This is a genomic window from Aeromonas sp. FDAARGOS 1407 (genome assembly GCF_019048725.1).
GTDB classification, from domain to species: Bacteria; Pseudomonadota; Gammaproteobacteria; order Enterobacterales; family Aeromonadaceae; genus Aeromonas; species Aeromonas enteropelogenes.
Genome location: NZ_CP077399.1, coordinates 4,088,607 through 4,114,461 on the forward strand (window position 1 = coordinate 4,088,607; position 25,855 = coordinate 4,114,461).

General features: G+C 60.7%; 19 protein-coding genes. 11 read left to right on the top strand and 8 right to left on the bottom strand.

All coding sequences use genetic code 11. From position 1 onward, the window contains the following. Positions 1 to 194: 194 nt before the first annotated feature. The 8 genes from I6L37_RS19095 to I6L37_RS19130 all read left to right on the top strand — a co-directional run bounded on the left by I6L37_RS19095 (position 195) and on the right by I6L37_RS19130 (position 9,693). Positions 195 to 1,865, top strand: a complete 1,671-nt coding sequence (locus I6L37_RS19095; protein ID WP_216992682.1) for a sensor histidine kinase — start codon at positions 195 to 197, stop codon at positions 1,863 to 1,865. Positions 1,866 to 1,959: 94 nt separating this feature from the next. Further along, positions 1,960 to 2,664, top strand: a complete 705-nt coding sequence (gene btsR, locus I6L37_RS19100) for a two-component system response regulator BtsR (protein WP_216992683.1) — start codon at positions 1,960 to 1,962, stop codon at positions 2,662 to 2,664. Between the two features lie 140 nt (positions 2,665 to 2,804). Then, the gene (locus I6L37_RS19105) at positions 2,805 to 4,226 is read left to right on the top strand and encodes a carbon starvation protein A (RefSeq protein WP_042072036.1); all 1,422 of its coding nucleotides are present in this window, start codon (positions 2,805 to 2,807) and stop codon (positions 4,224 to 4,226) included. Between the two features lie 207 nt (positions 4,227 to 4,433). Beyond that, the gene (locus I6L37_RS19110; protein ID WP_026457466.1) at positions 4,434 to 4,772 is read left to right on the top strand and encodes a DUF3302 domain-containing protein; all 339 of its coding nucleotides are present in this window, start codon (positions 4,434 to 4,436) and stop codon (positions 4,770 to 4,772) included. Positions 4,773 to 4,775: 3 nt separating this feature from the next. Then, a complete protein-coding gene (locus tag I6L37_RS19115; protein ID WP_216992684.1) occupies positions 4,776 to 5,813 on the top strand; it encodes an HlyD family secretion protein in 1,038 nt (345 codons plus the stop codon). A 115-nt stretch (positions 5,814 to 5,928) separates the two neighbouring features. Beyond that, on the top strand, positions 5,929 to 7,689 hold the full coding sequence (locus I6L37_RS19120; protein ID WP_216992685.1) for a DEAD/DEAH box helicase: 1,761 nt from the start codon (positions 5,929 to 5,931) through the stop codon (positions 7,687 to 7,689). 87 nt (positions 7,690 to 7,776) lie between these two features. Next, complete coding sequence (dacB, locus tag I6L37_RS19125; RefSeq protein WP_216992686.1) at positions 7,777 to 9,210, top strand: D-alanyl-D-alanine carboxypeptidase/D-alanyl-D-alanine-endopeptidase; 1,434 nt, start codon at positions 7,777 to 7,779, stop codon at positions 9,208 to 9,210. A 219-nt stretch (positions 9,211 to 9,429) separates the two neighbouring features. Beyond that, a complete protein-coding gene (locus I6L37_RS19130; protein WP_026456982.1) occupies positions 9,430 to 9,693 on the top strand; it encodes a GrxA family glutaredoxin in 264 nt (87 codons plus the stop codon). Positions 9,694 to 9,776: 83 nt separating this feature from the next. Here the strand turns inward: I6L37_RS19130 and I6L37_RS19135 are convergent, their stop codons facing one another. Beyond that, positions 9,777 to 11,198 (bottom strand): IS66-like element ISKpn15 family transposase, encoded by a 1,422-nt coding sequence (locus I6L37_RS19135; RefSeq protein WP_032495448.1) that lies wholly within the window; start codon positions 11,196 to 11,198, stop codon positions 9,777 to 9,779. A gap of 141 nt (positions 11,199 to 11,339) precedes the next feature. Further along, entirely contained in the window at positions 11,340 to 12,185 is an 846-nt protein-coding gene (locus I6L37_RS19140; RefSeq protein ID WP_216992687.1) for an endonuclease/exonuclease/phosphatase family protein, read from the bottom strand. A gap of 96 nt (positions 12,186 to 12,281) precedes the next feature. On the opposite strand from I6L37_RS19140, the gene I6L37_RS19145 reads away from it, so the two are divergent. Beyond that, on the top strand, positions 12,282 to 12,506 hold the full coding sequence (locus I6L37_RS19145) for a hypothetical protein (RefSeq protein ID WP_026458683.1): 225 nt from the start codon (positions 12,282 to 12,284) through the stop codon (positions 12,504 to 12,506). Here the strand turns inward: I6L37_RS19145 and yciA are convergent, their stop codons facing one another. The 5 genes from yciA to I6L37_RS19170 form a co-directional block, all read right to left on the bottom strand. Then, the gene (gene yciA / locus I6L37_RS19150; protein WP_042025585.1) at positions 12,507 to 12,911 is read right to left on the bottom strand and encodes an acyl-CoA thioester hydrolase YciA; all 405 of its coding nucleotides are present in this window, start codon (positions 12,909 to 12,911) and stop codon (positions 12,507 to 12,509) included. 60 nt (positions 12,912 to 12,971) lie between these two features. After that, complete coding sequence (locus I6L37_RS19155; protein WP_216992688.1) at positions 12,972 to 13,805, bottom strand: NAD-dependent epimerase/dehydratase family protein; 834 nt, start codon at positions 13,803 to 13,805, stop codon at positions 12,972 to 12,974. 131 nt (positions 13,806 to 13,936) lie between these two features. Then, a complete protein-coding gene (locus I6L37_RS19160; RefSeq protein ID WP_216992689.1) occupies positions 13,937 to 15,271 on the bottom strand; it encodes a P-loop NTPase fold protein in 1,335 nt (444 codons plus the stop codon). A gap of 230 nt (positions 15,272 to 15,501) precedes the next feature. Then, on the bottom strand, positions 15,502 to 19,077 hold the full coding sequence (gene nifJ / locus I6L37_RS19165; protein ID WP_216992690.1) for a pyruvate:ferredoxin (flavodoxin) oxidoreductase: 3,576 nt from the start codon (positions 19,075 to 19,077) through the stop codon (positions 15,502 to 15,504). After that, positions 19,074 to 20,720, bottom strand: a complete 1,647-nt coding sequence (locus I6L37_RS19170) for an NAD(P)-binding protein (protein ID WP_216992691.1) — start codon at positions 20,718 to 20,720, stop codon at positions 19,074 to 19,076. The genes nifJ and I6L37_RS19170 overlap by 4 nt, the downstream gene beginning before the upstream one ends. Before the next feature lie 363 nt (positions 20,721 to 21,083). Here I6L37_RS19170 and I6L37_RS19175 point away from each other — a divergent pair, with 363 nt between their 5' ends. Then, a complete protein-coding gene (locus I6L37_RS19175) occupies positions 21,084 to 22,904 on the top strand; it encodes an MOSC N-terminal beta barrel domain-containing protein (protein ID WP_254203513.1) in 1,821 nt (606 codons plus the stop codon). 229 nt (positions 22,905 to 23,133) lie between these two features. Beyond that, a complete protein-coding gene (locus I6L37_RS19180; RefSeq protein WP_042072046.1) occupies positions 23,134 to 24,846 on the top strand; it encodes a methyl-accepting chemotaxis protein in 1,713 nt (570 codons plus the stop codon). A 60-nt stretch (positions 24,847 to 24,906) separates the two neighbouring features. Here the strand turns inward: I6L37_RS19180 and htpX are convergent, their stop codons facing one another. After that, positions 24,907 to 25,779 (bottom strand): protease HtpX, encoded by an 873-nt coding sequence (htpX, locus tag I6L37_RS19185; protein ID WP_042025577.1) that lies wholly within the window; start codon positions 25,777 to 25,779, stop codon positions 24,907 to 24,909. Between the last annotated feature and the right edge of the window lie 76 nt (positions 25,780 to 25,855).

Consider the following 25,855-nt stretch of genomic DNA (forward strand, 5'->3'; position numbering starts at 1 on the left):
GCTCCATCCACCAATAGCAACCCCGGCTCGCTTACACAAATATCAATTTAACATGCTGATTTAATATGGTTTTATCCGCACGTTCTGGCAAACTGGCAGCCCGTGTCGCAAAATTGGCCCCCCAGAACAAGATCCTGATCACACTTGTTCAGACACAGGCTGTTTTTTAACCTTTCCCTTGAGGAGCGTTTTTTATGCAGTTGGTTCTCTCCTTGCTGCAACAGATGAGCGTCAGCCTGGTGATCGCCTATCTCTTCTCAAAAAGTCCTCTACTGCGCCCGCTGGCCAACTACTCCGTCAGGCTGCCACACAAAATACTGATATACATTATTTTTTCTGCTTTCTGCATCCTTGGCACCTATGTGGGCCTCGATATCGATGATGCCATCGCCAATACCCGGGCGGTCGGCGCCGTGCTGGGGGGCCTGCTGGGGGGGCCGCTGGTGGGCTTTCTGGTGGGACTGACCGGTGGATTGCACCGCTATACCCTGGGGGGATTTACCGATCTGGCCTGCGCCATCTCCACCACCTGCGAGGGGCTGCTGGGCGGTCTGGTGCACTGGCGACTGATGCGGTCCGGCCGGATGGGCGCGCTGTTTGAACCCAAGGTTGCCTTCTTCACCACCCTTTACGCCGAAATGCTGCAGATGGTCATCATCTTGCTGGTGGCCGCCCCCTTCGACAAGGCGCTGCTGCTGGTGCGCACCATCGCTACCCCGATGATCCTGGCCAACTCCTGCGGGGCGGCGCTCTTCATCAGCATGATCCGCGACCAGCAATTGATGTACGAGAAGTTTTCCCGGGTCTTCTCCGCCAAGGCGCTCAACATCGCCAACCGCACCGTGGGGATCATGAGCCAGGGCTTCACCCCGGAGGCGAGCAGTAAAATCGCCAAAATTATTCAGGAAGAGACCGGGGTCGGCGCCGTCGCCATCACGGACACCGACAAGATCCTCGCCTTTATCGGGATCGGGGAGGATCACCACAAGCCGGGTACCCCCATCACCTCGGCCACCACCATGGAGGCCATTGCCCAGAACAAGGTGCTGTTTGCCGATGGCAACAGCCAGCCCTACCGCTGCAGCATCTCGCCCCAGTGCCAGCTCGGCTCTGTGCTGGTGATCCCGCTGCAGGGGGACAAGGGGGTGATCGGCACCATCAAGCTCTACGAGCCGAAGAAGCGGCTGTTCCTCAAGATCAACCACACCCTGGGCGAGGGGATTGCCAACCTGCTGTCGCAACAGCTGCTGGCCGGTCGGCTGGAGCAGCAGCAGCGGCTGCTGGTGCAATCCGAGCTCAAGCTTATTCAGGCCCAGATCAACCCCCATTTCCTGTTCAACACCCTCAACACCATCAGTGCCATCACCCGGCGGGATCCGGACAAGGCGCGCGAGCTATTGCTGCACCTATCCCTGTTCTTTCGCAAGAACCTCAAGCGCCACAGCGGCCTCAGCACCCTGCAGGAGGAGCAAGAGCACTGTCAATCCTATCTGGAGATAGAGCTCGCCCGCTTTGGCGATCGCCTGACGGTGATCAACGAGATACCGGCCCACCTGGCCGACCTGCAGCTGCCGAGCTTCACCCTGCAGCCGCTGATTGAAAATGCCATCAAGCACGGCATCTCGACCCTGCTGGAGCAGGGGCGGATCCGCCTCTATACCGAGGAGCACGCTGACAGCGTGACCATCCACGTCGAGGACAACGCCGGCACCTGGCAACCCCAGCCGGCTGGCGATGGCCTGGGCATGACCATAGTGGACAGGCGCCTCAAGAGCGCCTTTGGCGAGCGCTACGGGGTGAGCGTTGCGTGCGAGCCGGAGCAGTGGACCCGGGTCTCCTGCACCATTCCAAAAGTGGCTCCCTGATGCAGGCCGTTATCTCTGTTCTGGCGTCAGCAGGAGATAGCGCCGGCCCTGTGCCCGACCCCATGCACCCATTCATGTTTGATAGGAGGAAATCATGATCCGCGCCCTGCTTGTCGATGACGAGCCCTACGCCCGTGAAGAGCTGGCCCAGCAATTGGCCGGCTATCCCGACATCGAGATCCTGAGCACGGCGGCCAACGCCATCGAGGCGCTGCCGCTTATCCAGCAGCTCAAGCCACAAGTGGTGTTTCTCGATATCCAGATGCCCAAGCTCAGCGGCATGGAGCTGGTGGCCATGCTCGATCCCCTGCCCCGCATCGTGTTTGTCACCGCCTTCGACGAGTACGCCATCCAGGCGTTCGAGGAGAACGCCTTCGACTACCTGCTCAAACCGGTGGAACCCGCCCGGCTGGCCAAGACCATCGCCCGCCTGCGCCAGGACATCAGCCCGCAACCGATTGAGACGCTGGCCCCCGCCATTCACCACATTCCGGGTTATCTGCACAACCGGGTGCGCCTCTTGCCCATCAATCAGGTGGAGTATGCCTTCTCCGATCTCGGCGGCGTCCATGTGGCTTGCCAGGGTGAGTTGTTTCATACCCAGCTCACCCTCAAATCCCTGGAGGAGAAGAGCCCGCTGCTGCGTTGTCACCGCCAGTATCTGATCGCCCCCGAGGCCATCTTCGAGATCCAGCTGCTGGAAAACCAGCTGGCGGAAATAGTCACGCCGAGCGGCGCCCGGGTGCCGGTGAGCCGCCGCTACCTCAAGGAGTTGAAGGATAGGCTGGGTCTGGAGTAAGGCCGTTTGTGTGCGCCTGATCACAAGCGCCAACCACTCGCAGCGCCATGGCGCCGCTCGCCTCGTTTCCACTGCCGGCAGCGCCCATCCCCGCTAGACTGCTCATGCACATCAAAGAATAACAATGCAGGAGCGTAACAATGGTCTGGTTCTTCCTATGCGTCGGCTTGCTCGTAGCCGGCTATTTCGTATACGGCAAATTCATCGAACGGATATTTGGCCCGAAACCCGAGCTGAAAACCCCCGCCATCACCATGGCGGACGGGGTTGACTATGTCCCCATGTCGGACAAGAAAGTCTATCTGGTACAACTGCTCAACATCGCCGGCGTCGGCCCCATCTTCGGCCCCATCCTGGGTGCCCTGTATGGTCCGGTCGCCATGCTGTGGATCGTGTTTGGCTGCATCTTCGCCGGTGCGGTACACGACTACTTCTCCGGCATGCTGTCGGTGCGCGCCAAGGGCGCCTCGGTGCCGACCGTGGTCGGTGAGCACCTGGGCAACGCCGCCAAGCACTTCATGAACCTGTTCGCTGTAGTCCTGTTGATGCTGGTGGGCGTGGTGTTCGTGCTGAGCCCGGCGGGCCTGCTGGCCAACCTGACCTCCACCGATCTGGTCTACTGGATCATGGCCATCTTCGCCTACTACATCCTGGCGACCATAGTGCCCATCGACAAGATCATCGGCCGCTTCTACCCCATCTTCGGCGCACTGCTGGTATTCATGTCGGTCGGCCTCATCATCGGCCTCATCGTCTCCGGCAAGGGCTTCTACAACACAGGGATGGACTTCTCCAACCTGCACCCGACCGATCTGCCCCTGTGGCCGCTGCTCTTCATCACCATCGCTTGTGGTGCTGTGTCCGGCTTCCACGCCACCCAGTCCCCGCTGATGGCGCGCTGCATGCAGAACGAAAAATCCGGCCGCTTCATTTTCTACGGAGCCATGATCGGTGAAGGCATCATCGCCCTCATCTGGTGCACCCTGGGTCTCTCCTTCTACGACAGCACTGAAGCGCTCAACGCCACTCTGGCAAGCGGCGGTCCCTCTGCCGTGGTACACGAAGTCTCCACCAGCCTGCTCGGCACCGTTGGCGGCATCCTGGCCATCCTCGGCGTGGTGATCCTGCCCATCACCTCGGGTGACACCGCGTTTCGCAGCGCCCGCCTCATCGTGGCGGATTTCCTGAACCTGACCCAGAAGCCGATGGCCAAGCGTCTGCTGATCGCCATCCCCATGTTTGTCCTTGGTTTCATCATCTCCAAGGCCGAGTTCGGGGTGATCTGGCGCTACTTCGGCTGGGCCAACCAGACCACTGCCGTCATCATGCTGTGGGCCGCTGCCGCCTACCTCATCAAGGAGGGCAAGCTGCACTGGGTATGCACCATCCCGGCCATGTTCATGACTGCCGTGGTGTTCACCTACCTGGCCAACGCCCCCATCGGTTTTGGTCTGGAGATGGGTATCTCCACCATCATCGGTCTGGTCGCCACCGCCGTGATCACCGCCACCTTCCTGATCAAGTTCCGCCAGCCACTGGTGAGCCAGACCAGCGAAAGTTGACGCAAATAACACCTGAATCAAAAGGGGGCCCGTGCGGCCCCCTTTTTGATGAAAACAATATTAACGCCCTTCCTTGAAAACCCCATCCAAAATCAGGCTTTCCGCATTATGATGGCGGACGATATCACGTTAACGATGTGATTATTAATTGCTTTAGTGGCAACAAAAACCAATTATCAATGGGTGCTCAAGCCGCCGGAGGTCTACATGTCCCTTGATTACTTTGCACTCGGTCTGCTCGTGTTTGTCGGGTTGGTCATCTTCTACGGCATTATCGTGATCCACGATATTCCCTACGAGATAGCCAAGCACCGCGACCACCCCCATCAGGACGCCATTCATGTCGCCGGTTGGGTCAGCCTCTTCACCCTCCATGTCCTCTGGCCCTTTCTCTGGATCTGGGCAACCCTCTACCGCCCCGATCGCGGCTGGGGCTTCAACAAGCGTCTGGCAAAGGATGAAGAGGAACTCGCCGCCCTCAGGGAGGAGCTGGCCGAGCTGAAGAACCGCCTCAACCATATCGAACAGAGCGAACAAAAGGGATAAGCCATGGACCTGCTACTGATCCTGACCTACACGGCCATCTGTGTGGCCATCTTCAAAATCTTCCGTATCCCGCTCAACAAGTGGACAGTACCGACGGCGGTACTCGGGGGCGTGTTGATCATCGGCACCCTGATCATGCTGATGAACTACAACCACCCCTACTCCGAAATGGCGCGCAACTACTATATCTCCACCCCTATAGTGCCGCTGGTGAAGGGGCGCGTCGTGGAGGTGCCCGTCAAACCGAACCAGCAGGTCAAACAGGGGGACGTGCTGTTTCGCATCGACGACACGCCGTTCAAGCAGCAGGTTGCCAGCCTGCAGGCCCGCCTGCAGTCAAACCAGGATCACATCAAGTCCATCGACGCACGCCTGCGCTCCGCCCGGCTGGATCGTGACCGCGCCCAGGAGCTGCTGCGCCGCGGCATCGGCAAGCAGCGGGATCTCGACGTGAGCCAGGCCAATGTCGACGATCTGGTCTCCCAGCTCGATCAGCAGCGCGCCCTGGTCAACGACGTACAGGCCCAGCTGGAAAAGGCCCGCTATGACCTCGAGCAGACGGTGGTGCTTGCCCCCTCCGACGGCTTCGTGCTGCAACTGGCGCTGCGCCCGGGCATGATTGCCACCCCCTACCTCTATCGTCCCGTCATGACCTTCGTGCACCAGAGCGAGAACTACTACGTGGGCTGGTTCTGGCAAAACAGCATGCAGCGACTGGAAGTCGGCGACGAGGCCGAAGTGGTGATCGACGGCATTCCCGGCAAGATCTTCAAGGGCGAAGTCACTGTCGTGGTGCCCGCCATCGCCGCCGGTAACGTACAGGCCAACTCCGGTCTGCTGGACCAGAGCACGGCCCAGCGCCCGGGCCGCTTGCCGGTCACCATCAAGATCACCGACCCCGAGTGGTCCAAGTATCAGGTGATCGCCGGTGCCAGCGGCCAGGCGGCCATCAACACCCACCACTTCCACCATGTTTCCATCATGCGCAAAGTGCTGCTGCGGATGGCGAGCTGGCTCAACTACCTGTTCCCCTTCCACTAAGCTTCGTTGCCACCTCCTGTCCAGAGGGCCGCGCTTGCCGGCCCTCTGTTTTTAAGCCAGACATTTAAAAACCGAATCCCTATAATGGCGCCATCTTGCAGCAGCCAGTCTCCCCATGTTCGTTCTCAGACCCTATCAAACCGACGCCGTCAACGCCGTCATCAGCCACTTTCGCAAACATCCGGATCCCGCCGTCATCGTGCTGCCCACCGGGGCCGGCAAGAGTCTGGTGATCGCCGAACTGGCGCGAATAGCCCGCGGCCGGGTGCTGGTACTGGCCCACGTCAAGGAGCTGGTGGAGCAGAACCACGCCAAGTACGAGGCCTGGGGGCTCAAGGCCGACATCTTCGCCGCCGGACTGTCTCGCAAGGAGGCCAGCGCCCAGGTGGTGTTCGGCTCGGTGCAGTCGGTGGCGCGCAATCTGGACGCCTTCGATGGCGCGTTTTCCCTGCTTATCATCGACGAGTGCCACCGGGTGTCGCTCGATGACGAGAGTCAGTACCATCAGGTGATCGACCATCTCAAGGCTGCCAACCCGGCACTCAAGATATTGGGTCTCACCGCTACCCCTTACCGGCTCGGCCTTGGCTGGATTTACCGGCGTCACTACCACGGCATGGTGCGCAGCCACGGGGATCGGCTGTTTGGCGACTGCGTGTTCGAGCTGCCCCTGCGTTTCATGGTGAAAAACGGCTACCTGACCCCGCCGCGCCTGATTGATGCCCCCATAGTCCACTACGACTTCAGCAAGCTGGTACCGCGGGAAAACGGCCTGTTCAGCGAGGCGGATCTCAACGGCGAGCTCAAGCGCCAGGAGCGGGTCACCCCCCATATCCTGAGCCAGGTACTGGAGTATGCCACCGAACGCCAGGGGGTGATGATCTTCGCCGCCACCGTCGAACACGCCCGTGAAATTCACGGCCTGCTGGGTGCCAGAGGAGAACAGGCGGCCCTCATCACAGGTGACACCCCGGGGCCGGAACGCGATGCCCTCATCAGCGCTTTCAAGGCCCGCGAACTCAAGTTTCTGGTCAACGTGGCGGTGCTCACCACCGGCTTTGACGCCCCCCATGTCGATCTTATCGTGATGCTCAGGCCCACCGAGTCGGTATCGCTCTACCAGCAGATAGTGGGGCGCGGCCTGCGCCTGTCACCGGGCAAGACCGATTGCCTGGTGCTCGATTATGCCGGCAACAACTTCAACCTGTTTGCCCCCGAAGTGGGGGAACCCAGGCCCCACGCCGGCACCGAGCCGGTGCAGGTGCCCTGCCCCGCCTGCGGCTTTGCCAACACCTTCTGGGGCAAGACAGACGAAGAGGGCAAGGTCATCGAGCACTACGGCCGCCGCTGTCAGGGGTTGTTTGAAGATGACGAGGGCCACCGCGAGGAGTGTGACTACCGCTTTCGTGCCAAGATCTGCCCTGCCTGCGGCGCCGAAAACGACATCGCCGCCCGCCGCTGCCAGAGCTGCGATCAGCTGCTGGTGGATCCGGACGACAAGCTTAAAGAGGCGCTCAATCTCAAGGACTGCATGGTGATCCGCTGCGCCGGCCTCACTCTGGCCGCTGGCCGTGGCAAACAGGGGGAGCGACTGGAGGTGACCTATCACGACGAGGATGGCCTCACCCTCTGCGAATACTTCGCTTTTCACTCCACCGGCGCACGGCGCTTGTTTCAACAGCGCTTTGTGCGTCATCATTGGCCCGCCCCGGGACTGGAGCCCGAATTTGCCACCCTGGAGAGCGTGCTGGCCGTATCCGGCCAGTTCCGTCACCCGGATTTCGTCATCGCGCGCAAGTCAGGACGTTTTTGGCGGGTGAAAGAGAAAATTTTTGATTATGACGGCCGGTATCGAACTGCCAACGCCCTCTATTGAGGACGAGCGCCGGTCGGCAGATGAACATCGTCGATTATCAGAGTCGGTACTCCACTGCCGACGCCCTTCATCAAGTTTGAGGATCCTATGCTGCGGCTGTTGATTGGTTTTTGCGCCCTCGTTTCCATGGCGGTTCACGCCACCCCGCTCACCCCGCCCAAGGGTGGCCAGTACGCCATTATAGTGCAGGGCAACAACGGCATTGAGTTTGCCCGCAACGCGGATGACATGATTGCCCCCGCCTCCACCATGAAGGTGCTGACCGCCCTGGCCGCCCGCCTGGAGCTGGGCGCCGACTTCCGCTTCGCCACCGATATCCAGGCCGAGCCCGGTGCCAAACAGGGCAATGCCATCAACGGCGATATCTGGATCAACTTCGTCGGCGACCCCACCCTGTCGAAAATGGATCTGCTGGCCCTGTTCAAGCAGCTCGGCATCAACCGCATCAATGGCAACGTCTACGTCAACACCGGCGCCTACAACGGCTACGAGCGCGGCAATGGCTGGTCGTGGGGGGATCAGACCCTCTGCTTCGCAGCGCCTGTCTCCTCCGTCATCATCGACAAGAACTGCGCCTACGCCACCATCACCGCCACCCAGATCGGCAAGCCGGCGGTGGGCAATGTCGCCAAAGGCGTCGCCATCGGCGTCGGGGCCGACAACGTGGAGGTGATGAGCTATGGCGACATGGCACGCCAGTTCTGCGCTCTGGAGGTGGACATGGCCAAGGGCAACTTCTATGAGCTCAAGGGCTGCATCACCCCGAACAAGGAGCCGCAGGGGCTGCGCTTTGCCATCCATGACGTGGAGGCCTGGGGCTGGGACAACATCCGCTGGGCCATGGACAGGGCAAGCATCAAGCACGACGGTCTGCTGCGGATCACCCACAAGGCACCGGTCGGTGCCCAGACCCTGGCGACCCACTACTCGGTCTCCCTGCCCATCATGCTGGCCAAGATGCTGAAGAAATCGGACAACCTCTACGCCGACACCTTCCTGAAAACCGTTGGCCGCCACTACTACAACAAGCCGGGCAGCTATCGCAGCGGCACCATGGCGGTGCGCGCCATCCTCACCAAGCACGGCATTGACCTTGGCAACGCCACCCTGGCCGACGGCTCCGGCCTCTCTGCTCACAATCTCATCAGCGCCCGCCAGATGCTGTCGGTGCTGAACTTCATCCAGAAAAATGATGCCGAGCTCGACTTCATCAAGCTGCTGCCAAGCTCCCAGGTCGATGGCACCCTGGCCTGGCGACGCAGCGTCACTGCCCCCATGATGAAAAACAAGGTCCATGCCAAGACCGGCACCATCACGGGCACCTCCAACCTGGCGGGCTTTATCGACACCGCCGGTGGCCAACGCAAGGCTTTCGTCATCTTCCAGCGCGGCCTGTCGCAGGATCCGGCCACCCACGAGCGCTATCGTGCCAGCAAGGCACCCTGGCCCTGGACCCTGTTCGAAAAAGGCGTGCTGGAGAGCATCTATCAGCAGCAACCCATCCAGATTGCCGCCCAGTAACAGACCCAGTCACAACAGGGGGCAGCGGTCAGGCTGTCCCGATAACACCCAGCCCGGCTTGATACGGCGAGCCAAAGCGCTTCTCGATGGCTCGCCACACAGGGTTGAGCCGATAGAGCCACTCGCAGCAGGGTATCGACAATTTCAGCTTTAAGTCAGCACGAGGCGAGGCTATGCTGGGCCCAGCCTCAATTAACGACCCCATAACGGAGAGATAAAATGTTTGCAGTGATTTTTGGTCGCCCGGGTTGCCCCTATTGTGTCCGCGCCAAGCAGATCGCCGAGCAGCTGGTCGAGCAGCGCGACGATTTCAAATTCCGCTACGTGGATATCCATGCAGAAGGCATCACCAAGGAAGATCTGGCCAAGAGCGCCGGCAAGCCGGTCAATACAGTGCCGCAGATCTTCCTGGACGAGCAGCACATCGGTGGCTGCACCGATTTCGAAGCCTACGCCAAAGAGCATCTGGGCCTCTACCAGTAATTCCTGCGGGTCATCCCGTGCTGGCAAGCCGCCAGCAGCCCATAAAAAATCCGGCGCCAATGGCGCCGGATTTTTGTATCTATTCACCAGGACGGGGTTGACGGCATCAGTTCTGCCGGGATGGGATAATCTGTCTTCTCGATGCACGCCCTGACCACGGCCCTCAACCACTCCTGTGGGCAGCGGCCCAATCGCTTGCCGGTCTCCACCAACGACAGGATGCGCTGGCGAAACAGCTCGCCCCGGTGAGACCACACGCCGTAGCTACCCTTGCGCCAGAGCACATAGCCACGCAGCGCCCGCTCCGCCTCGTTGTTGGTCAGCGCTATTTCGTCGTCAGTCATAAACCGCCACAGCATCTCGTCATCCCGCAGCAGCAACTGGCATCGTCCACGGTAGCGTTTGCTGCACAACAGGGCGCCGCGCTCCAACTGGCTTCGCCAGCTTTGCCGGTAACGCGCGAGCCTGCGCAGGTATTTCTGCTTGCTCAACGCACCGCTTTCCCAACGGTGCCGGGTACGAAACACCGCATCCGCCAGCAAGACCAACCGGGCACCGATGGGCTGGTTGCACTGCTCGCTACTCTCGGCGATGGCCACGAGATTGCGGGCCACGTGGGCCCAGCACAGTTGCCGCTGGTCGGCGTCGATAAACCGGTAGCCGGCGTACTGGTCGGTCACCAGCACCCCGTCAAACTCGGCGCCCAGCAGCCGCTTGGCCGCCTCCTGACCACGGCCATAGGCCGTCATGAAGCAGACGGCTATCTTGCTCAGCGCCAGCCACATCCAGCGGCGCTCTCCACCCCGCTGATGCCGGGTCTCATCGGCATGAACGTGGGTGGCCGTCTGCACCTGCTGCTTGATGGCCTGGTAGGTCGGGGTGAGCATGGCACTCACCCGCCCCTGCGCCTCACTGATGGCGCCCCGGCTAAAACTCAGGCCGAAATGCTGTTTGAGCTGCTGCTGTATCTGGCTGACGCTCTGGTGAAACTGGCCGCTTTGCAGCGCGATGTAGCTGAGCAGATTGGCCCCCATCTGGCTGCTGCTGACGTTGTCTGGCAGTGCGGCCTGGGTCGTGCCGATACACCGTGAGCAGGTCGCACGATACAGTTGGTGTTCGGTGACGAGATAGCTCACCTCGGGCAGCTCGAACACCTGATGAACCTGATAGGGTTTGGCATGGGCCACCATGTCCCCGCCACAGCAAGCGCAATCGGCGGCAGGGTAATGCGGGACCAGGGTCAGGCGGGCATCAAGCGGATGCCGCTCGCGGCGATGTCCCTTGTGACCGGGCTGCGCCCCCCGTTGCTTGCCGGACGCCGGACGCTTGCGGGCCGGCGGCGGTGCACCGGGGCCGTCGCTGGAAGGCGGCTTGGAGGAGTTGCCGCTGTGCTGATTGAGGCGGTCCTCCAGCTCGGCGATGCGGTCGAGGAGCTTATAAATCAGCTCGTTGGCCTGCTCCAGAGTGGTGGGCATTCCCGCGGAATGCATGGTGTTTTTGCTCATGGGGGGAGCGTATCTAAGGAGCAGGATCAAGCAAGCAGGAAAGTGGGATCAAGAGACGATCGTCTCATTTTTCCTGTGTCAATACTGTTCCGGTGAATACTTACGGATTTTTTATGGGCAAAACTCGCACATCATCCCTTGTCAGGGGATCAGCGACTGGGCCGCGAAGCGTGCAACGATGGGATTGTGATCGGAGGAATCGGTCGCGGGCGAGCTCACCTCCACCAGATCCAGATTGCGGTAGTAGAGGTGATCGAGCGGACGGCCGAAGGCGGTGCGGCGCAAGTCGGGCACGGGCACGGCCTCCTGCAGGCCCAGCTCGTCCACCAGCTTGTTTAGCCAGAACTGGCGCTTGTCGCTCCAGGTGTTGAAATCCCCGGCCAGGATCACCGGCCCCTGATGGCGGCGCACCAGAGCGGTCAGATCGTTGAGCTGCTCGCGGAAGGTGGCCATCCCCAGCTCGAAGTTGACCGCATGGAGGTTGATCACCAGCACGCCATCAGGATCGCCCTGCAGCGGATAGAGGCTCACCAGCCCGGATTTGGGGATACGCAGCAGCGGCTCGGGAGAGCGCACGCCACAGACGAACGCCTGCGGGGTCTTGGCCACCGTCATCACGCCAAACGAAACGGAACCCTGGGTAAAGGCCTGCAACTGCTGCCACTGGAAATTCCCGGCGCGCAGCCAGTCGAGCATCTCGGGGCGGGTCGCCGACTCTTGCAAGAGCACCAGATCCTGCCCCTTGGCGTACTGGTCCATCCCCTCGCGCCAGTTCTTGCGCTGCCCCTTGTAGAGATTCCACACGGTAATGCCGAATTCGCGCGGCAGCGCCGTGGTCGCCAGCGCCACCAATGGCGGGCGCTGGCAATCGAGATCCGGCACGATTCCTTGCGCGGTCACCAGATGGTTCTGATCCGGCACGTCGAAACAGCCCACCAACCCCAGGGTCAGCAGAGAGGTACCCAGAATGCGATAACTATTTTTCATTGGCTACTTTGCATTGTGCTGTGACCATCACAAACGTCATGAGTGCCGACTAAGCTGATAAGTTCCCGTTCCGCTCAACCAGGAGGAGACGTCCCTATGGCGAAAGAACTCAGGTACAACGTGACGTTTTATGATCAACAAGGAAATTGTCATCAAGTGGAACTTGCCACCGTCTACCAGATCAGACGGGACCCGCAGTGCGATCTCTGCCTGTTTGACACCCTGCAGTACGTCGGGTCGGAAGAGATGCTGGAACGCATGATACGGCAAAAAACCGGGCTTGAGCAGGAAATATCCATCATCAATGCCCGGTTGCTCTGATCACTCGCTCACCGGAACCGGGCGGGATTTGCCGTTTTCGTCGATGGCGACGTAGGTAAAGACCCCCTCGGTCACGCAGTAACGCTGGGCGTCGTTTTCACGCAGCACCGGCTTGACCCACACTTCCAGCTTGAGCTTCATGGAGCTGCGGCCGATCTTCATGCAGCGGCCGTAGCAGCAGACCACGTCCCCTACTTTAACCGGGCTGTGAAAGGTCATGCCCTCGACGGATACGGTACAAATACGTCCCTTTGCCAGCTCCTTGGCCATGATGCCCCCACCTATATCCATCTGGGACATGATCCAGCCACCAAAGATGTCGCCATTGGGGTTGGTATCGGCTGGCATCGCCAGAGTTCTCAGCAACAGCTCCCCATCGGGGTGACGTTGTGTATCTACCATCATTACTGCCTCTCTCTCATGGATGGGCGGCATGATAGGGGGCGATCTGTCCCTTGGCAAACCTCAATTGCCACGGGTCGCCAGCTCGGCGAACCAGTGGGCCGGATCGGGCCAGCGATAGTTGAATCCCAGTTGCTCGCAGATGCGCAGCCCGTCGATGGGCAAAAACTCCCCGGCAGGCTCGATAAACAGCGGCGCGGGCAACCCCAGCTGGCGCGCGGCAAAGGGGTAGAACTGCTCGCGGCGCGGATGAACCGGCGCGCTCAGATTGTAGGCATCCCCATCCTTGCCCCGTTCAAGCAGCAGCAGGCAGGCGGCCACCACATCGTCCAGATGCACCAGATTGACCGCCTGGGCGCCTCCCTCCAGGGTCTTGCCGGCCAAAAAGCGCCCCGGATGGCGATCGGGGCCATAAAGACCAGAGGGGCGCACTATCATCACGCACTCAAAACCGGCCGCCTGCACCGCCTGCTCCGCCGCCAGCATCCGCTCGCCGCGGGCATGACGCGGCTTGGGTTGCTCCCCCTCCGCTTGGCCTGCGCCCCATACCGAGGTGGCACTGACAAATAGCACTCGCCGGGTGCCGCTTGCTTTGGCAAGTGCGCAGGCCCGCGCCACCGCTTGCGGATAGTCGTCGGTCTTGCTGGGCGGTACGCAGATCACCAGGGTCTCGCAGGGGATGGGCCACTGCTCTTTTTTATCAGCGACAGACATCTCGGCAGAAATCGTCAGCGGATGGGCATGGATTCCCTCCCCCTGCAGACGGGCTGCCTTCTCGGCCGAGCTCACCGTCACCGCCACCTGTTTGCCAGCTGCCAGCAGGGCCCGCGCCAGCGGCAGCCCGAGCCAGCCCGCACCCAGAATGCCGATCGTCCCGGCGATATGTTGCTCTGTCATCGTCCCTTCTCCTGCTTGACGATATTTGGCCCGCAGCTTACCTGCCTTGGTAGGAAAAGAAAGCTAAGGCCGTAAATGTCTAAAACTATTTTCCTTCTAAACGACATATCTTGAATTACTAACTGTGTAACTCATCGCACAGGTTGAATGTTATTTAAGAGCCGATAGAAATAGTCGAATACTTGACTCGGCAATCGTCCGAATCTGAACTCTACCAATCTGGTATCCTGCATGACCTGCCTACGTTCTTCCGAAGCAAGATCAAACTCTATCACTGCAGCCAAGTGCTCAATAGCATACTTTTCAGAGTAATTTGAACTTTCAGACATTTGGAGAAACTCCAATAACTCTTGACTGCCTGCACGTTTACTAATCACTGCATCCAGCAGTCTTGGATTAGCAACATTCATAAAACAAATTGTTGCCATTACATCTTGATAATAACTCTCCATGCTTGTGCTAAGAGAATTCTCAATGATCGCGAAGTAGGTTAACATTCGCTCTATATCACGTAATGAAGGTTTTAAATGCTCAACTAATAATTTTAGTGTTTCTACAGCCTCATCATTATTTATAGAACTCCCATCACTCATTAACTTAAAAGCTGTCACTAGATATTTGACGCCATCATCTTGATGATATTTACCAGTCGCTCGCGGCAGCGAGAGCCAAACATTAATAAATTTCTGTAGGTATGTGACAGAGTCAATTCCATCACCATATCGACATTTGACCGATTCCTCCAATTGTTTTCTATTCATAACAAGCAAGAATGTGATACCTGACACTGAAAATAAGTGTTTAATATTTTCCAGTAGATCTAATGCAAAGTCAGGTCTGCAACGGTCGAGTTCATCAATAACGAAAACTATACGTTTTCCCGGTGTATTATGGATCGCTATGTCTGATAAAAATTCTCTGAAATTGCTCAATGCTAATTTGTCTGCTTTAGAACTCTCAAACTTTGAGGCAATAACTGAATCTACTTGCTCAGAAACCAATGTAGAAATATCACTTTCAGCTTGTCCGAGTATCGGCCCATCAAGTAGACCAGCAGTACCTATCCGAATGCCAGCTTTAATCACCCCTCGACTAAAAGTTTTAAAAACTTGAGCTGCTTTTTGCTTGAACTCTACTTTCTTATTTTCATCCTTGTCCTCTAGCAACTCATATATTTCTGAGGCGAGAGCTAAGAATGGTTCTTTTTGATAATCATTTTCAAATGCATCAAAATATATTGTTTCAAGAGGAGGGTTTTGCTTATATTTGTTCTCACCAGACCACATTTTTATAAATGTGCTTTTACCTTCCCCCCATTGCGCATCCAATGCCAACACCAAATTCTCATCAGAATTAACAATCAAGTTATAAAGTCTATCACCAAACTGCTTTCGATTGAACAGGTCTTTATCTTTAGAGAATCCGTCCTCTTCACTAATTATTAGCTCTGGAACTGTTAATTTCATAAACTTCCCCCGAATAAAATCATAAATACATTAAAATTATTTAACGCCACATAATGCCCACTTCGATCGCTCACATCAATAATTTTGTTAGTTACATCAATATATTGATGGCTCCCTAACTGTACTTTCCATCGAACAAGAAGCGTTTTCCCTGTGAACCATTCGTGAATTTCCAATACATAAAAGCGGGCCAGTGGCCCGCTTCGTTTTATGCAGAGTTAACCCAATCCTCACACCGGCGGATGGAAATGACTGGCCTCGCGGGTGGCCATCTCCTCGTAGGTGGCCCATTTCTGCCACGCCACCTGTTGTGCCACCTGCATCAGCCGCTGCGCCTCTTCCGGGTGGCTCTGGGCCAGCACCCGGTAACGGGTCTCCTCGGCCCGGTAGTCGGCAAGCGGAATGGAGGGGCGCAGGCTGTCGAGGCTGAAGGGGTTCTGCCCCGCACTGCGCAACACAGGGTTGTAGCGCATCAGCGGCCAGTGACCGGAGGCCACGGCGCGTTTTTGCTGGGTGAGCCCCTGCTCCATATCGATGCCGTGGGCGATGCAGTGGCTGTAGGCGATGATAAGGGATGGGCCGGGATAGGCCTCGGCCTCGCGCAAGGCCTGCAGCGCCTGCTGCGGGTTGGCGCCAAAGGCGATGCGGGCAACATAGACGTTGCCGTAGGAGATGGCCTGCAATGCCACATCCTTTTTGGCCAACGTCTTGCCCCCCGCCGCGAACTTGGCGACGGCACCGAGCGGCGTCGATTTCGACATCTGGCCGCCGGTGTTGGAGTAGACCTCGGTATCCATCACCAGCACGTTCACATCCCGCCCGGAGGCGAGCACGTGATCGAGCCCTGCCGAGCCGATGTCATAGGCCCAGCCATCACCGCCGATGATCCAGACCGAGCGGCGCACCAGCTGATCGATGAGCGAGAGCAGCTCCTGGGCCCGGCTTGATCGCACCTCCTCCAGTCGCTCGCGCACCTGCGCCACCCGGCCCCGCTGGGCGCGGATCTCCGACTCCAGCCGCTGTGGGGCGTTGATGAGGGTGTCGACCAGTGCCTCACCGAGATCCCCCTTCATGGTCTGCAGCGCCGCCACCGCCTGGGCGTGGTGCTGATCGGCGGTGAGACGGAAGCCAAAGCCAAACTCGGCGTTGTCCTCAAACAGGGAGTTGGACCAGGCCGGCCCCTTGCCTTCGCCATTCTTGGCCCAGGGAGTAGTCGGCAAGTTGCCGCCATAGATGGAGGAGCAGCCGGTGGCGTTGGCCACCAGCATGCGATCGCCAAACAGCTGGGTCAGCAGCTTCAGATAGGGCGTCTCGCCACAGCCCGCGCAGGCGCCGGAGAACTCGAACAGGGGCTCGAGGAACTGGATGCCGCGCACCGTGGAAAAATCCACCCGCTCGCGGGCAGGCCAGGGCAGGCTTTCGAACCAGTGCAGCGCCTGCTTCTGGCCAGCCAGATGCGGCGCCTTGTCCATCATGACGATGGCGCGCTCGCCTTCGTGCTCTTCATCAGCCCCGGCCCGCACCGGGCAGGCCTGCACGCACTGGCCGCAACCAGTGCAATCCTCCGGATAGAGCTGCAAGGTGTAGCGGCTGTCGGGAAAGCCCCTCGCGGTCACCGGCACCGACTGGGCCGCCTCGGGGGCGCTCGCCAGCCAGTCCTGGTGATAGAACTTGGCCCGCAGCGCCGCGTGGGGGCAGACAAAGACGCAGTTGCCGCACTGGATGCAGATGTCCGAATTCCAGATCGGGATCTCGCGGGCGATATCCCGCTTCTCGAAGCGGCTGGTGGCGGTGGGGTAAGTGCCGTCCACCGGCAGCATGGAGACGGGGATCAAATCGCCGCGCCCTGCCAGCATCTCACCTGTGACCCGCTGGACAAACTCGCTGCCGCCGGGAGCCAGTGGCAGCGGATAGTCGCTGATCTGCTCCTCACCAGCCGGGATGACCACCTGATGGAGGTGGGCCAGGGTGTCATCCACCGCCGCGAAGTTGCGCTCGACTACCTCGGGCCCCTTGCGGGCATAGCTCTTCTCGATGCTCTCCTTGATAAGCGCAATCGCCTCGTCCCGCGGCAAGATGCCGGCCAGGGCGAAGAAGCAGGTCTGCATGATGGTGTTGATGCGATTGCCCATGCCGTTGCGCTCGGCCACCCGATCGCCGTCGATGCAGTAGAGGCGGATATCGAGAGCCCGGATGCGGGCGCGCAGCCGCTCGGGCAGCTCGGCCCAGACCCGGTCGGGCTCATAGGGGGCGTTGATCAGCAGGGTCGCCCCTTCGGCGGCGAACTCCAGCAAGTCTACCGATTCGACAAAGCCCCACTGGTGACAGCCGATAAAACTCGCCTGTTCGATAAGCCAGGGGGCGTCGATGGGTTCGGGACCAAAGCGCAGGTGGGAGACGGTGCGCGAGCCCGACTTCTTGGAGTCGTAGACGAAGTAGCCCTGGGCGTGGAAGCCCTCCAGCTCACCGATGATCTTGATGCTGTTCTTGTTGGCGCCGACCGTGCCATCGGCGCCGAGGCCGAAGAAGAGCGCCCGCACCCGGCTCGCGGGCTCCAGATCGCCGATGGGGTGCCAGGCCAGACTGAGACCGGAGACGTCATCCACTATGCCCACGGTAAAGCGCGGGCGCGGCGCATCGGAGGAGAGCTCCTCAAACACGGCGGCGCACATGGCGGGAGTGAACTCTTTGGAAGACAAACCATAGCGACCGCCACTGAGCCAGGGCAGCCGCTTGACAAGGCCTCGTTGCAAGCCATCGATAATCGCACTTTGCACATCCAGCAGCAGGGGCTCGCCGCCAGCGCCCGGCTCCTTGGTGCGATCCAGCACGGCGATGCGGCGCACGCTCTCGGGCAAGGCATCGAGCAGTGCCTGCACCGGGAAGGGGCGATATAGGCGCACCACCAGGACCCCGGTCTTGCGATCCTGCTGGTTTAACCAATCCACAGTGGTGCGAGCGGTGGCCGCTCCCGAGCCCATCAGCACGATAACGTCGGTGGCATCGGGGGCGCCGTGATACTCCACCAGCCGGTAGTGGCGGCCAGTCAGCTCGCCGAGCCGATCCATGCACTGCTGCACCCGCGCCGGCACCGCCTCGTAGAAGGGGTTGACGCTCTCGCGGGACTGGAAATAGGTGTCGGGGTTCTGGGCGGTGCCGCGCATCACCGGATGATCCGGGTTGAGCGCCCGGGCACGGTGGGCACGCACCCAGTCGTTGTCGATCAGCGCCCGAATTTCATCCTTGTGCAGCGCGGTGATCTTGTTCACCTCGTGGGAGGTACGAAAACCGTCGAAGAAGTGGACGAAAGGCACCCGGCACTGCAGGGTGACGCTGTGGGCAATCAAGGCCAGGTCCTGCGCCTCCTGTACCGAGCCGGAGGCGAGCATGGCAAAACCTGTGCTGCGCGCCGCCATCACATCCTGATGGTCACCGAAGATGGAGAGCCCCTGGGCCGCCAAGGATCGGGCCGCCACATGGAACACCGCCGAGGTCAATTCGCCTGCGATCTTGTACATGTTGGGCAGCATCAGCATCAGCCCCTGGCTCGCGGTGAAGGTGGTGGCGAGCGCCCCCGCCTGCAGGGCGCCGTGTACCGTGCCGGCCGCTCCCCCTTCGCTCTGCATCTCCACCACGGTAGGGATGTTGCCCCAGAGGTTGGTCTGCCCCTCGGCCGCCCAGGCATCGGCCAGTTCGGCCATGGTCGAGCTCGGGGTGATGGGATAGATGGCACACACTTCGCTCAGCTGATACGCCACCCGGGCCGCGGCCTCGTTGCCATCGACCATGATCAGTTCGTGTTTCATAGGGACTCCTCCGGTTGGCGCAACTCGATGGCGTGGCAGGGACACTGGTCGTGGCAGGCGCCACAGCCGGTGCAGCGCTCGGCATCCACCCGATAACCGTGGCCCGGCCCCAGTTTCTCGATGGCCTGCTCGGGGCAACTGCCGTAGCAACCGTCACACTCGAAGCAGTTGCCGCAGGAGTAGCAGCGCGCCGCCTCGTAGCGGACCGCCGTTTCGTCCAGTCCGCCGATGATCTCGCCAAAGTCGTCCCGCGCCCAGGTCGGTTTCACCGGCTGGCTGCTGGCGGGCGCATGGGTCTGGAACCAGAGCTGCAACTGCTCTGGCCCCACCAGCGGATAGGAGAGCATCTTCTGGTAGTGGCGCCCCCGCAGCCAGGCATCCATGTGGCGCGCCGCCTTCTTGCCGTGGCCGGTGGCAATGGTGACGGTGCGCTCGGAGGGCACCATGTCGCCGCCGGCAAAGAGGCCCGGTACGTCGGTCATCAGGCTCTCGCTCACCTGCACCACCCCATCCCGGTTGACCCGCACGCCCGGGATGCTCTCCAGCACGGAGAGATCTACCTCCTGACCCAGCGCCAGAATGAGGGAGTCCGCCTCCAAGGTCTCGAACTGGCCGGTGGGCACCGGCTTGCCCTCTGCATCCAGCGCCATCACCTCCACCTCTATGTTGGTGTTGTCGAGCTGGCGAATGGTGCGCAGCCAGTTGATCTTGATCCCCTCCTCCTCGGCCTCGTCAGCCTCGAAGGCGTGGGCCGGCATATGATCCCGATCGCGGCGATAGATGATCATCGCCTCCTCCACCCCGAGCCGGCGGGCGGTGCGGGCCGCATCCATGGCTGTGTTGCCGCCACCATAGATGGCTACCCGCCGCCCCAGCTTGGGAAGCGGCAGCCCCTGCTCTTCGGCCAGGCTCGCCTGCTCGAGAAAGCTCACCGCATCGAGGATCTTGCCCGCCTCCCGGGCCGGAATATCGACCCGCTTGGCCAGATGGGCGCCGATGGCCATAAAAACGGCGTCAAAGCCCCCCTCGTCGCGCTCACGCAGCACATCCTCCACCTTGTGGTTGAGGGTCAGCGTCACCCCGGCGGCCAGGATGCGGGCAACTTCCCGATCCAGCACGTCGCGGGGCAATCGATAGGCGGGAATGCCAAAGCGCAGCATGCCGCCGGCGAGCGGGCCCGCCTCGCGGATCTCCACCTGATGACCGAGCCGATTGAGGTGCCAGGCGCAAGAAAGCCCGGAGGGGCCCGCGCCTATGATCAATACCTTCTTGCCGCTGGCGGGCGCGGGGGGCGCAGGCTGCCAGCCCCGGGCCAGCGCCTCGTCACCGAGAAAGCGTTCGATGGCGTGAATGGAGACGGCTTCATCCACTTGGGCGCGGTTGCAGGCGCTCTCGCAGGGGTGATAACAGACCCGGCCATGGACTGCAGGCAGAGGATTTTCTTCGATGAGGGTCTGCCAGGCCGCTTCAAAGCGCCCGGCCTGAGCCAGGGAGAGCCAGGCTTGAATGTTTTCACCGGCCGGGCAGGCGTGATTGCAGGGTGGCAGGGCCGGCCGCCAAACGGGTAGCCGGGTACGCACCGGGCCTGTTCCCGTTTTCAGGGAGAGATCCGGCAATGGGGTCATATCCAGTTGTTTGCTCATACATTGCTTTCTTCTTGTTGTGGGACAGGCCCCATCCGAATGCGCTTGATACCGTTTTGCCTGGGCAGACGGTGGCCGGAGGGGGAAGAAGCGAAAGCGTCAGAAACTGGAAGCTGACCCGATAGTGGACTGTTTTTTGTACGCCTTGGCCGATCGGGATCAAAAAATGTTGCATTTTATGGGCAATCGCATCCGAATTGTGACCCATGTAGCACCCATGCAAACGGGTCGTCATCGTGAACGCACCAGCGGCCTGCCATCGCCAGCCCCAAAATCCGCAACCTGCCGCAATTGCCGCTCACGCCATAAACCGTTATGTTGCCCTCTTCCCGGGCAACGCAGCCACGTCACAAGGAGCCGGACATGCCAACCCTCGACAGCATTCATCTCTATCCCGTCAAATCGACCGCAGGCATGGCGCTGACCCGCGCCCTGGTCACCGAGGAGGGTCTGCTGGGGGATCGCCGCTACATGGTGGTAAAACCGGACGGCACCTTCATCACCGCCCGCACCCACCCCCAGCTGCAACAAGTGCAGGCCACCCCCATTGATGGCGGCCTGTTGCTGCGCTATCCGGGGTTCGAGCCGCTCACCCTGCTGGAGACCGAGTTCAGCCTGACTCCGCAGGCCACCGGCGTCTGGAAGGACAACTTCAATGCCCTGCATACCCACGCCCTGGCCGATGCATGGCTAAGCCGGGTGGCAGGGGAAAGGGTGCAGCTGCTCTGGCTCGGCGAAGAGTCCAACCGCTTTCGGGAGAAGACCGGCACCCGGGTCAGCTTTGCCGATGGTTACCCCCTGCTGCTGATAAGCCAGGCGTCTTTGGAAGATCTCAACCTGAGATCCGATGCCCTGCACCAGATGAGCCAGTTTCGCACCAACCTGGTGGCAAGCGGCACCCTCCCCTTCGAGGAGGACGGCTGGAAGCGGATCCGCATCGGCGAGGTGGAGTTCTTGGTGGCCAAGCCCTGCAGCCGCTGCATCATGACCACGGTGGAGCCGGGCACGGATCGCTTCAATGCCCTGAAAGAGCCGCTAGCCACCCTCACCCGCTACCGGCGCGGCGAGGATGGCGAGGTCTACTTCGGTCAGAACCTGGTGGCCCTGAACGAGGGCTGGATCGAGGCGGGCAGCGAGATAGAGGTGCTGGAGCGCGCCCGCGCACCTGTCTACCCCAACGCGGCCCCGAAAAAAAGGGAGCTGGTGTGCGTGGCCCGCGAGCCGCTGGCACGGGATCTGGAGACCTTCTGGTTCGAGGCGGCCGATGGTGAGCCCCTGCCCGACTATCTGCCTGGCCAGCACCTGCCCATCAGCCTGGATATTGGCCTGGGTCTGCGGCGCGAGCGCCTGCAGCGTCGCTATACCCTGAGCTCCACCCCGGAGCAGCCGGAGCGTTACAGCATCAGCGTCAAGAAGGTGGGGGGCGGCCGCATCTCCCACTGGCTGCACCAGCAGTTGCAGGTGGGTGACCGTCTGCTGGCCGCCAACCCCGCCGGCGAATTTCATCTGGGCCGGGATCGCAATCTCTTGCTGCTCTCGGCAGGCTCGGGGGTCACTCCCATGCTCTCCATCGCCCGTACCTTAGGCTTGCGCGGGGAGCTTGGGGATGTTCACTTTATGCACCTGTGCCGCAACGAGGCGGACATTCCGGCCGCCCACGAGTTGCACGCCATGGCGCGCCAGGGGATGACCCTCACCCTGATCCTGAGCCAACCCGATGAGCACTGGCAGGGGCTCAAGGGACGGCTTGCCGATGAACACCTCAAACAGGTGAAAGAACTGGCAGGACGCGACGTCTTTGTCTGCGGTCCCCACGGCTTTATGACCGATGCCACGGCTCGCCTGCAGGAGTTGGGCGTTGCCGCCGAACGCATCAAGCAGGAGAGCTTTGGTGGCGCCATTCTCTCGGTCGCTCGCCCCCATCAGGCGGTGCAGCTGCGCATCGGCGAGCGCGCCTTTGCCGGCAACAATCAGGGGACCGTGCTGGATCAGGCCCATAAGCAGGGAGTGGAGCTGCCCTGGAGCTGCCGCGCAGGGATCTGCGGCAGCTGCAAGCAGACCCTGATCGAGGGCGAGGTGGAGCACCCGGATGCCCCCGCCATCACGGCCGCCGAGCGGGCCGAAGGCAAGATCCTCACCTGCTGCGCCGTGCCGCTCACCGATCTGGTGATCGGCCCCCGTTAATTACAAGGCCGGGAGCCTGGCTCCCGGCCCCCTTGTTCCGCTTGCGTTCCCTCTTTATCTCCCTGCTTCGTAATCTCTCTCTCGGCGTCACATCGCTTTTCTTGGCCTGCGCCCTGCTCCGTCCGACCAGCCACCTATACTCACAACAAAAATAAAACCCCATCAAGACAGCGGGTTCTGCCGTCTGCCCAAGGGGGTATCTTTGGCGCGAATAAGGAACGCTCAGACCATGGAACAAAACAGACCCGCCTTTCAGCTCAACCTGCTGCTGTCGGTTGTCACCCTGATCCTGCTGTCACTGGTATTTTTTGCCTACAGCTGGTCGGAAAGCAGGCTCGAACACAACTATCAACAACGCTACCAATCCTATCTGCTGGCCGACGAGCTGCGGCAATCCTCCGACGATCTGACCCGGCTGGCCCGCACCTATGTGATCACCAAGGATCCCGCCTACGAACAGCAGTACATGCGGATCCTGGCCATTCGCAACGGGGAGCAGAACCGGCCGCAAGGCTACAACCGCATCTATTGGGATTTTGTCGCCGCCACGGGCCAGAACCCGCGCCCCGACAGCGGGCTTCGCCGCAGCCTCATCGATCTGATGAAGGACACCGGCTTTACCGAAGAGGAGATGGCCAAACTCAACGAGGCCAAAAACAACTCCGATGCCCTGGTCAACACCGAGGTGGCCGCCTTCAAGCTGGTGCAGCAACAGGATGGGGATCTGGCCGCCAACCAGCAACAGGCGATCGCCATGATGCATGACAAGGCCTATCACCAGAACAAGGGGCGCATCATGTCTCCCATCGACGACTTCTACGTCTTGATGGAGACCCGCACCCAGCAGGCGGTGGATGACGCGGCAAGCCTCGCGACCATGTTGCGCTACCTCTTCATCGCCCTGGGTCTGGTGTTGATGTTCTTCCTGTGGCGAACCTACAAGGCGCTGCTCGATCTGGTCGGCACCTCGGTCGATCAGCTCAGAAGCGAGTTGAACAACCTGGCACAGGGGGATTTCTCCCGCCCGATCAAGGTACCGAATGGGGCCAAAGATAGCCTGATCGCGCTGCTGGCCGGCATGCAGACCACCCTCAAGGGGATCATTGCCCAGGTCTCCCACTCCAGCGGCGAGCTGTCGGAGTCGGCCGACAGCATTGCCCAGATTGCCGAGCAGACAGCCCACTTCGCCACCTCCCAGCAAAGCAGCACCCAGACCATGGCGGCCGCCATTGAAGAGCTGGTGGTGAGCATCAGCCACCTCTCCGACAACGCCACCCACGCCGACGAGCTGAGCAAGGTCTCCGCCGATACCCTGGAACAGGGCGCCGGCGTCATCAAACAGACCCTAGACAGCATAGAGAACATCTCGAGCACGGTGGGGGATGCGGCCAGCAGTCTTGCCGACCTCAACAACCATACCCAGCAGATCTCCGACATCATAGAGGTGATCCGCGGCATCGCCGATCAGACCAACCTGCTGGCCCTCAATGCCGCCATCGAGGCGGCCCGGGCCGGGGAGCAGGGGCGCGGTTTTGCCGTGGTGGCCGACGAGGTGCGCAACCTCGCCAGCCGTTCGGCGGCATCGACCCAGCAGATCACCGGCATGATAGGCAAGATCCAGAGCGGGGCGGACACCTCCATCCGCAGCATGGAGCTCACGGTCAACAACGTCTCGCGCGGGGTAAGCCTGGCCAACCAGACCGGTGAAGCCATCGCCAGCATCCAGAGCCACGCCGCCAACCTGACCGGACTGATGGGGGAGATCAGCCACACCCTGCGCGAGCAATCTACCGCCGCCAACGAGGTGGTCTCCACCGTGGGCAATATCACCTCCCTCTCCGAACAGTCGGGCGAGGCGGCACGCCACGTCTCCCAGGAGGCGGCCAAGCTCAAGCAGCTGTCACGGCTGCTGCGCCAGGAGATGGCCCACTTCAAGCTCTGAGCCCAGGGCCTAAAAGAAAAACGGCTGCCCGAGGGCAGCCGTTTTTCATGGCAGGGTCGCTTAACCGCGCAGGGCGGCGATGCGCTGCTCGATGGGCGGGTGGCTCATGAACAGCTCGCTCATGGAGCGCTTGCCGTTGATACCGAAGGCCATCATGGCGCCTTCCATTTGCGGCTCGGCACCGCGGGAGAGGCGCTCGAGGGCGGCGATCATCTTGTCACGGCCGGCCAGTTTGGCGGCGCCGGCATCGGCGCGGAACTCACGCTGACGGCTGAACCACATGACGATCATGGAGGCCAGCACGCCGAATACCATCTCCAGCACGAACACGGTGATCATGTAGGCAAAACCGCCGGTGCTGCTGCTCTCTTCCTCATTGTTGGAGCTGAAGAAGTTGCTGATGACACCCGCCACGATGCGGGCGAAGAACATCACGAAGGTGTTCACCACCCCCTGGATCAGGGTCAGGGTCACCATGTCGCCGTTGGCCACGTGGCTCACCTCGTGGGCCAGCACGGCTTCCGCCTCGTCACGGCTCATGCTGTAGAGCAAGCCGGACGAAACAGCGACAAGCGAGTCGTCACGACGGGCGCCAGTGGCGAACGCGTTCATCTCGGGGGAGTCGTAGATACCCACTTCCGGCATCTTGATGCCGGCTTCACGGGCCTGACGGGCCACCGTGCTCACCAGCCAGTGCTCGGTCTCGTTGCGGGGCTGTTCGATGACCTGGACGCCATAGCTGCGCTTGGCCATCCACTTGGACATCAGCAAGGAGATGAAGGAGCCCCCAAAACCGAACACGGCACAGAATACCAACAGACCGGAAATGCTGGACTTGTTGATCCCCAGAACCGAGAACAGGATGTTGAGTACCACCCCCAGCACCAGCATGACGGCCAGGTTGGTCACCAGGAATAGCATTATTCGCTTCATATAGACTCCTTGTGAAAATAAGGGACACGGGCGGGGAAAACGGATCTCTCCTGCCCATGTTAATGCCCACATTCTA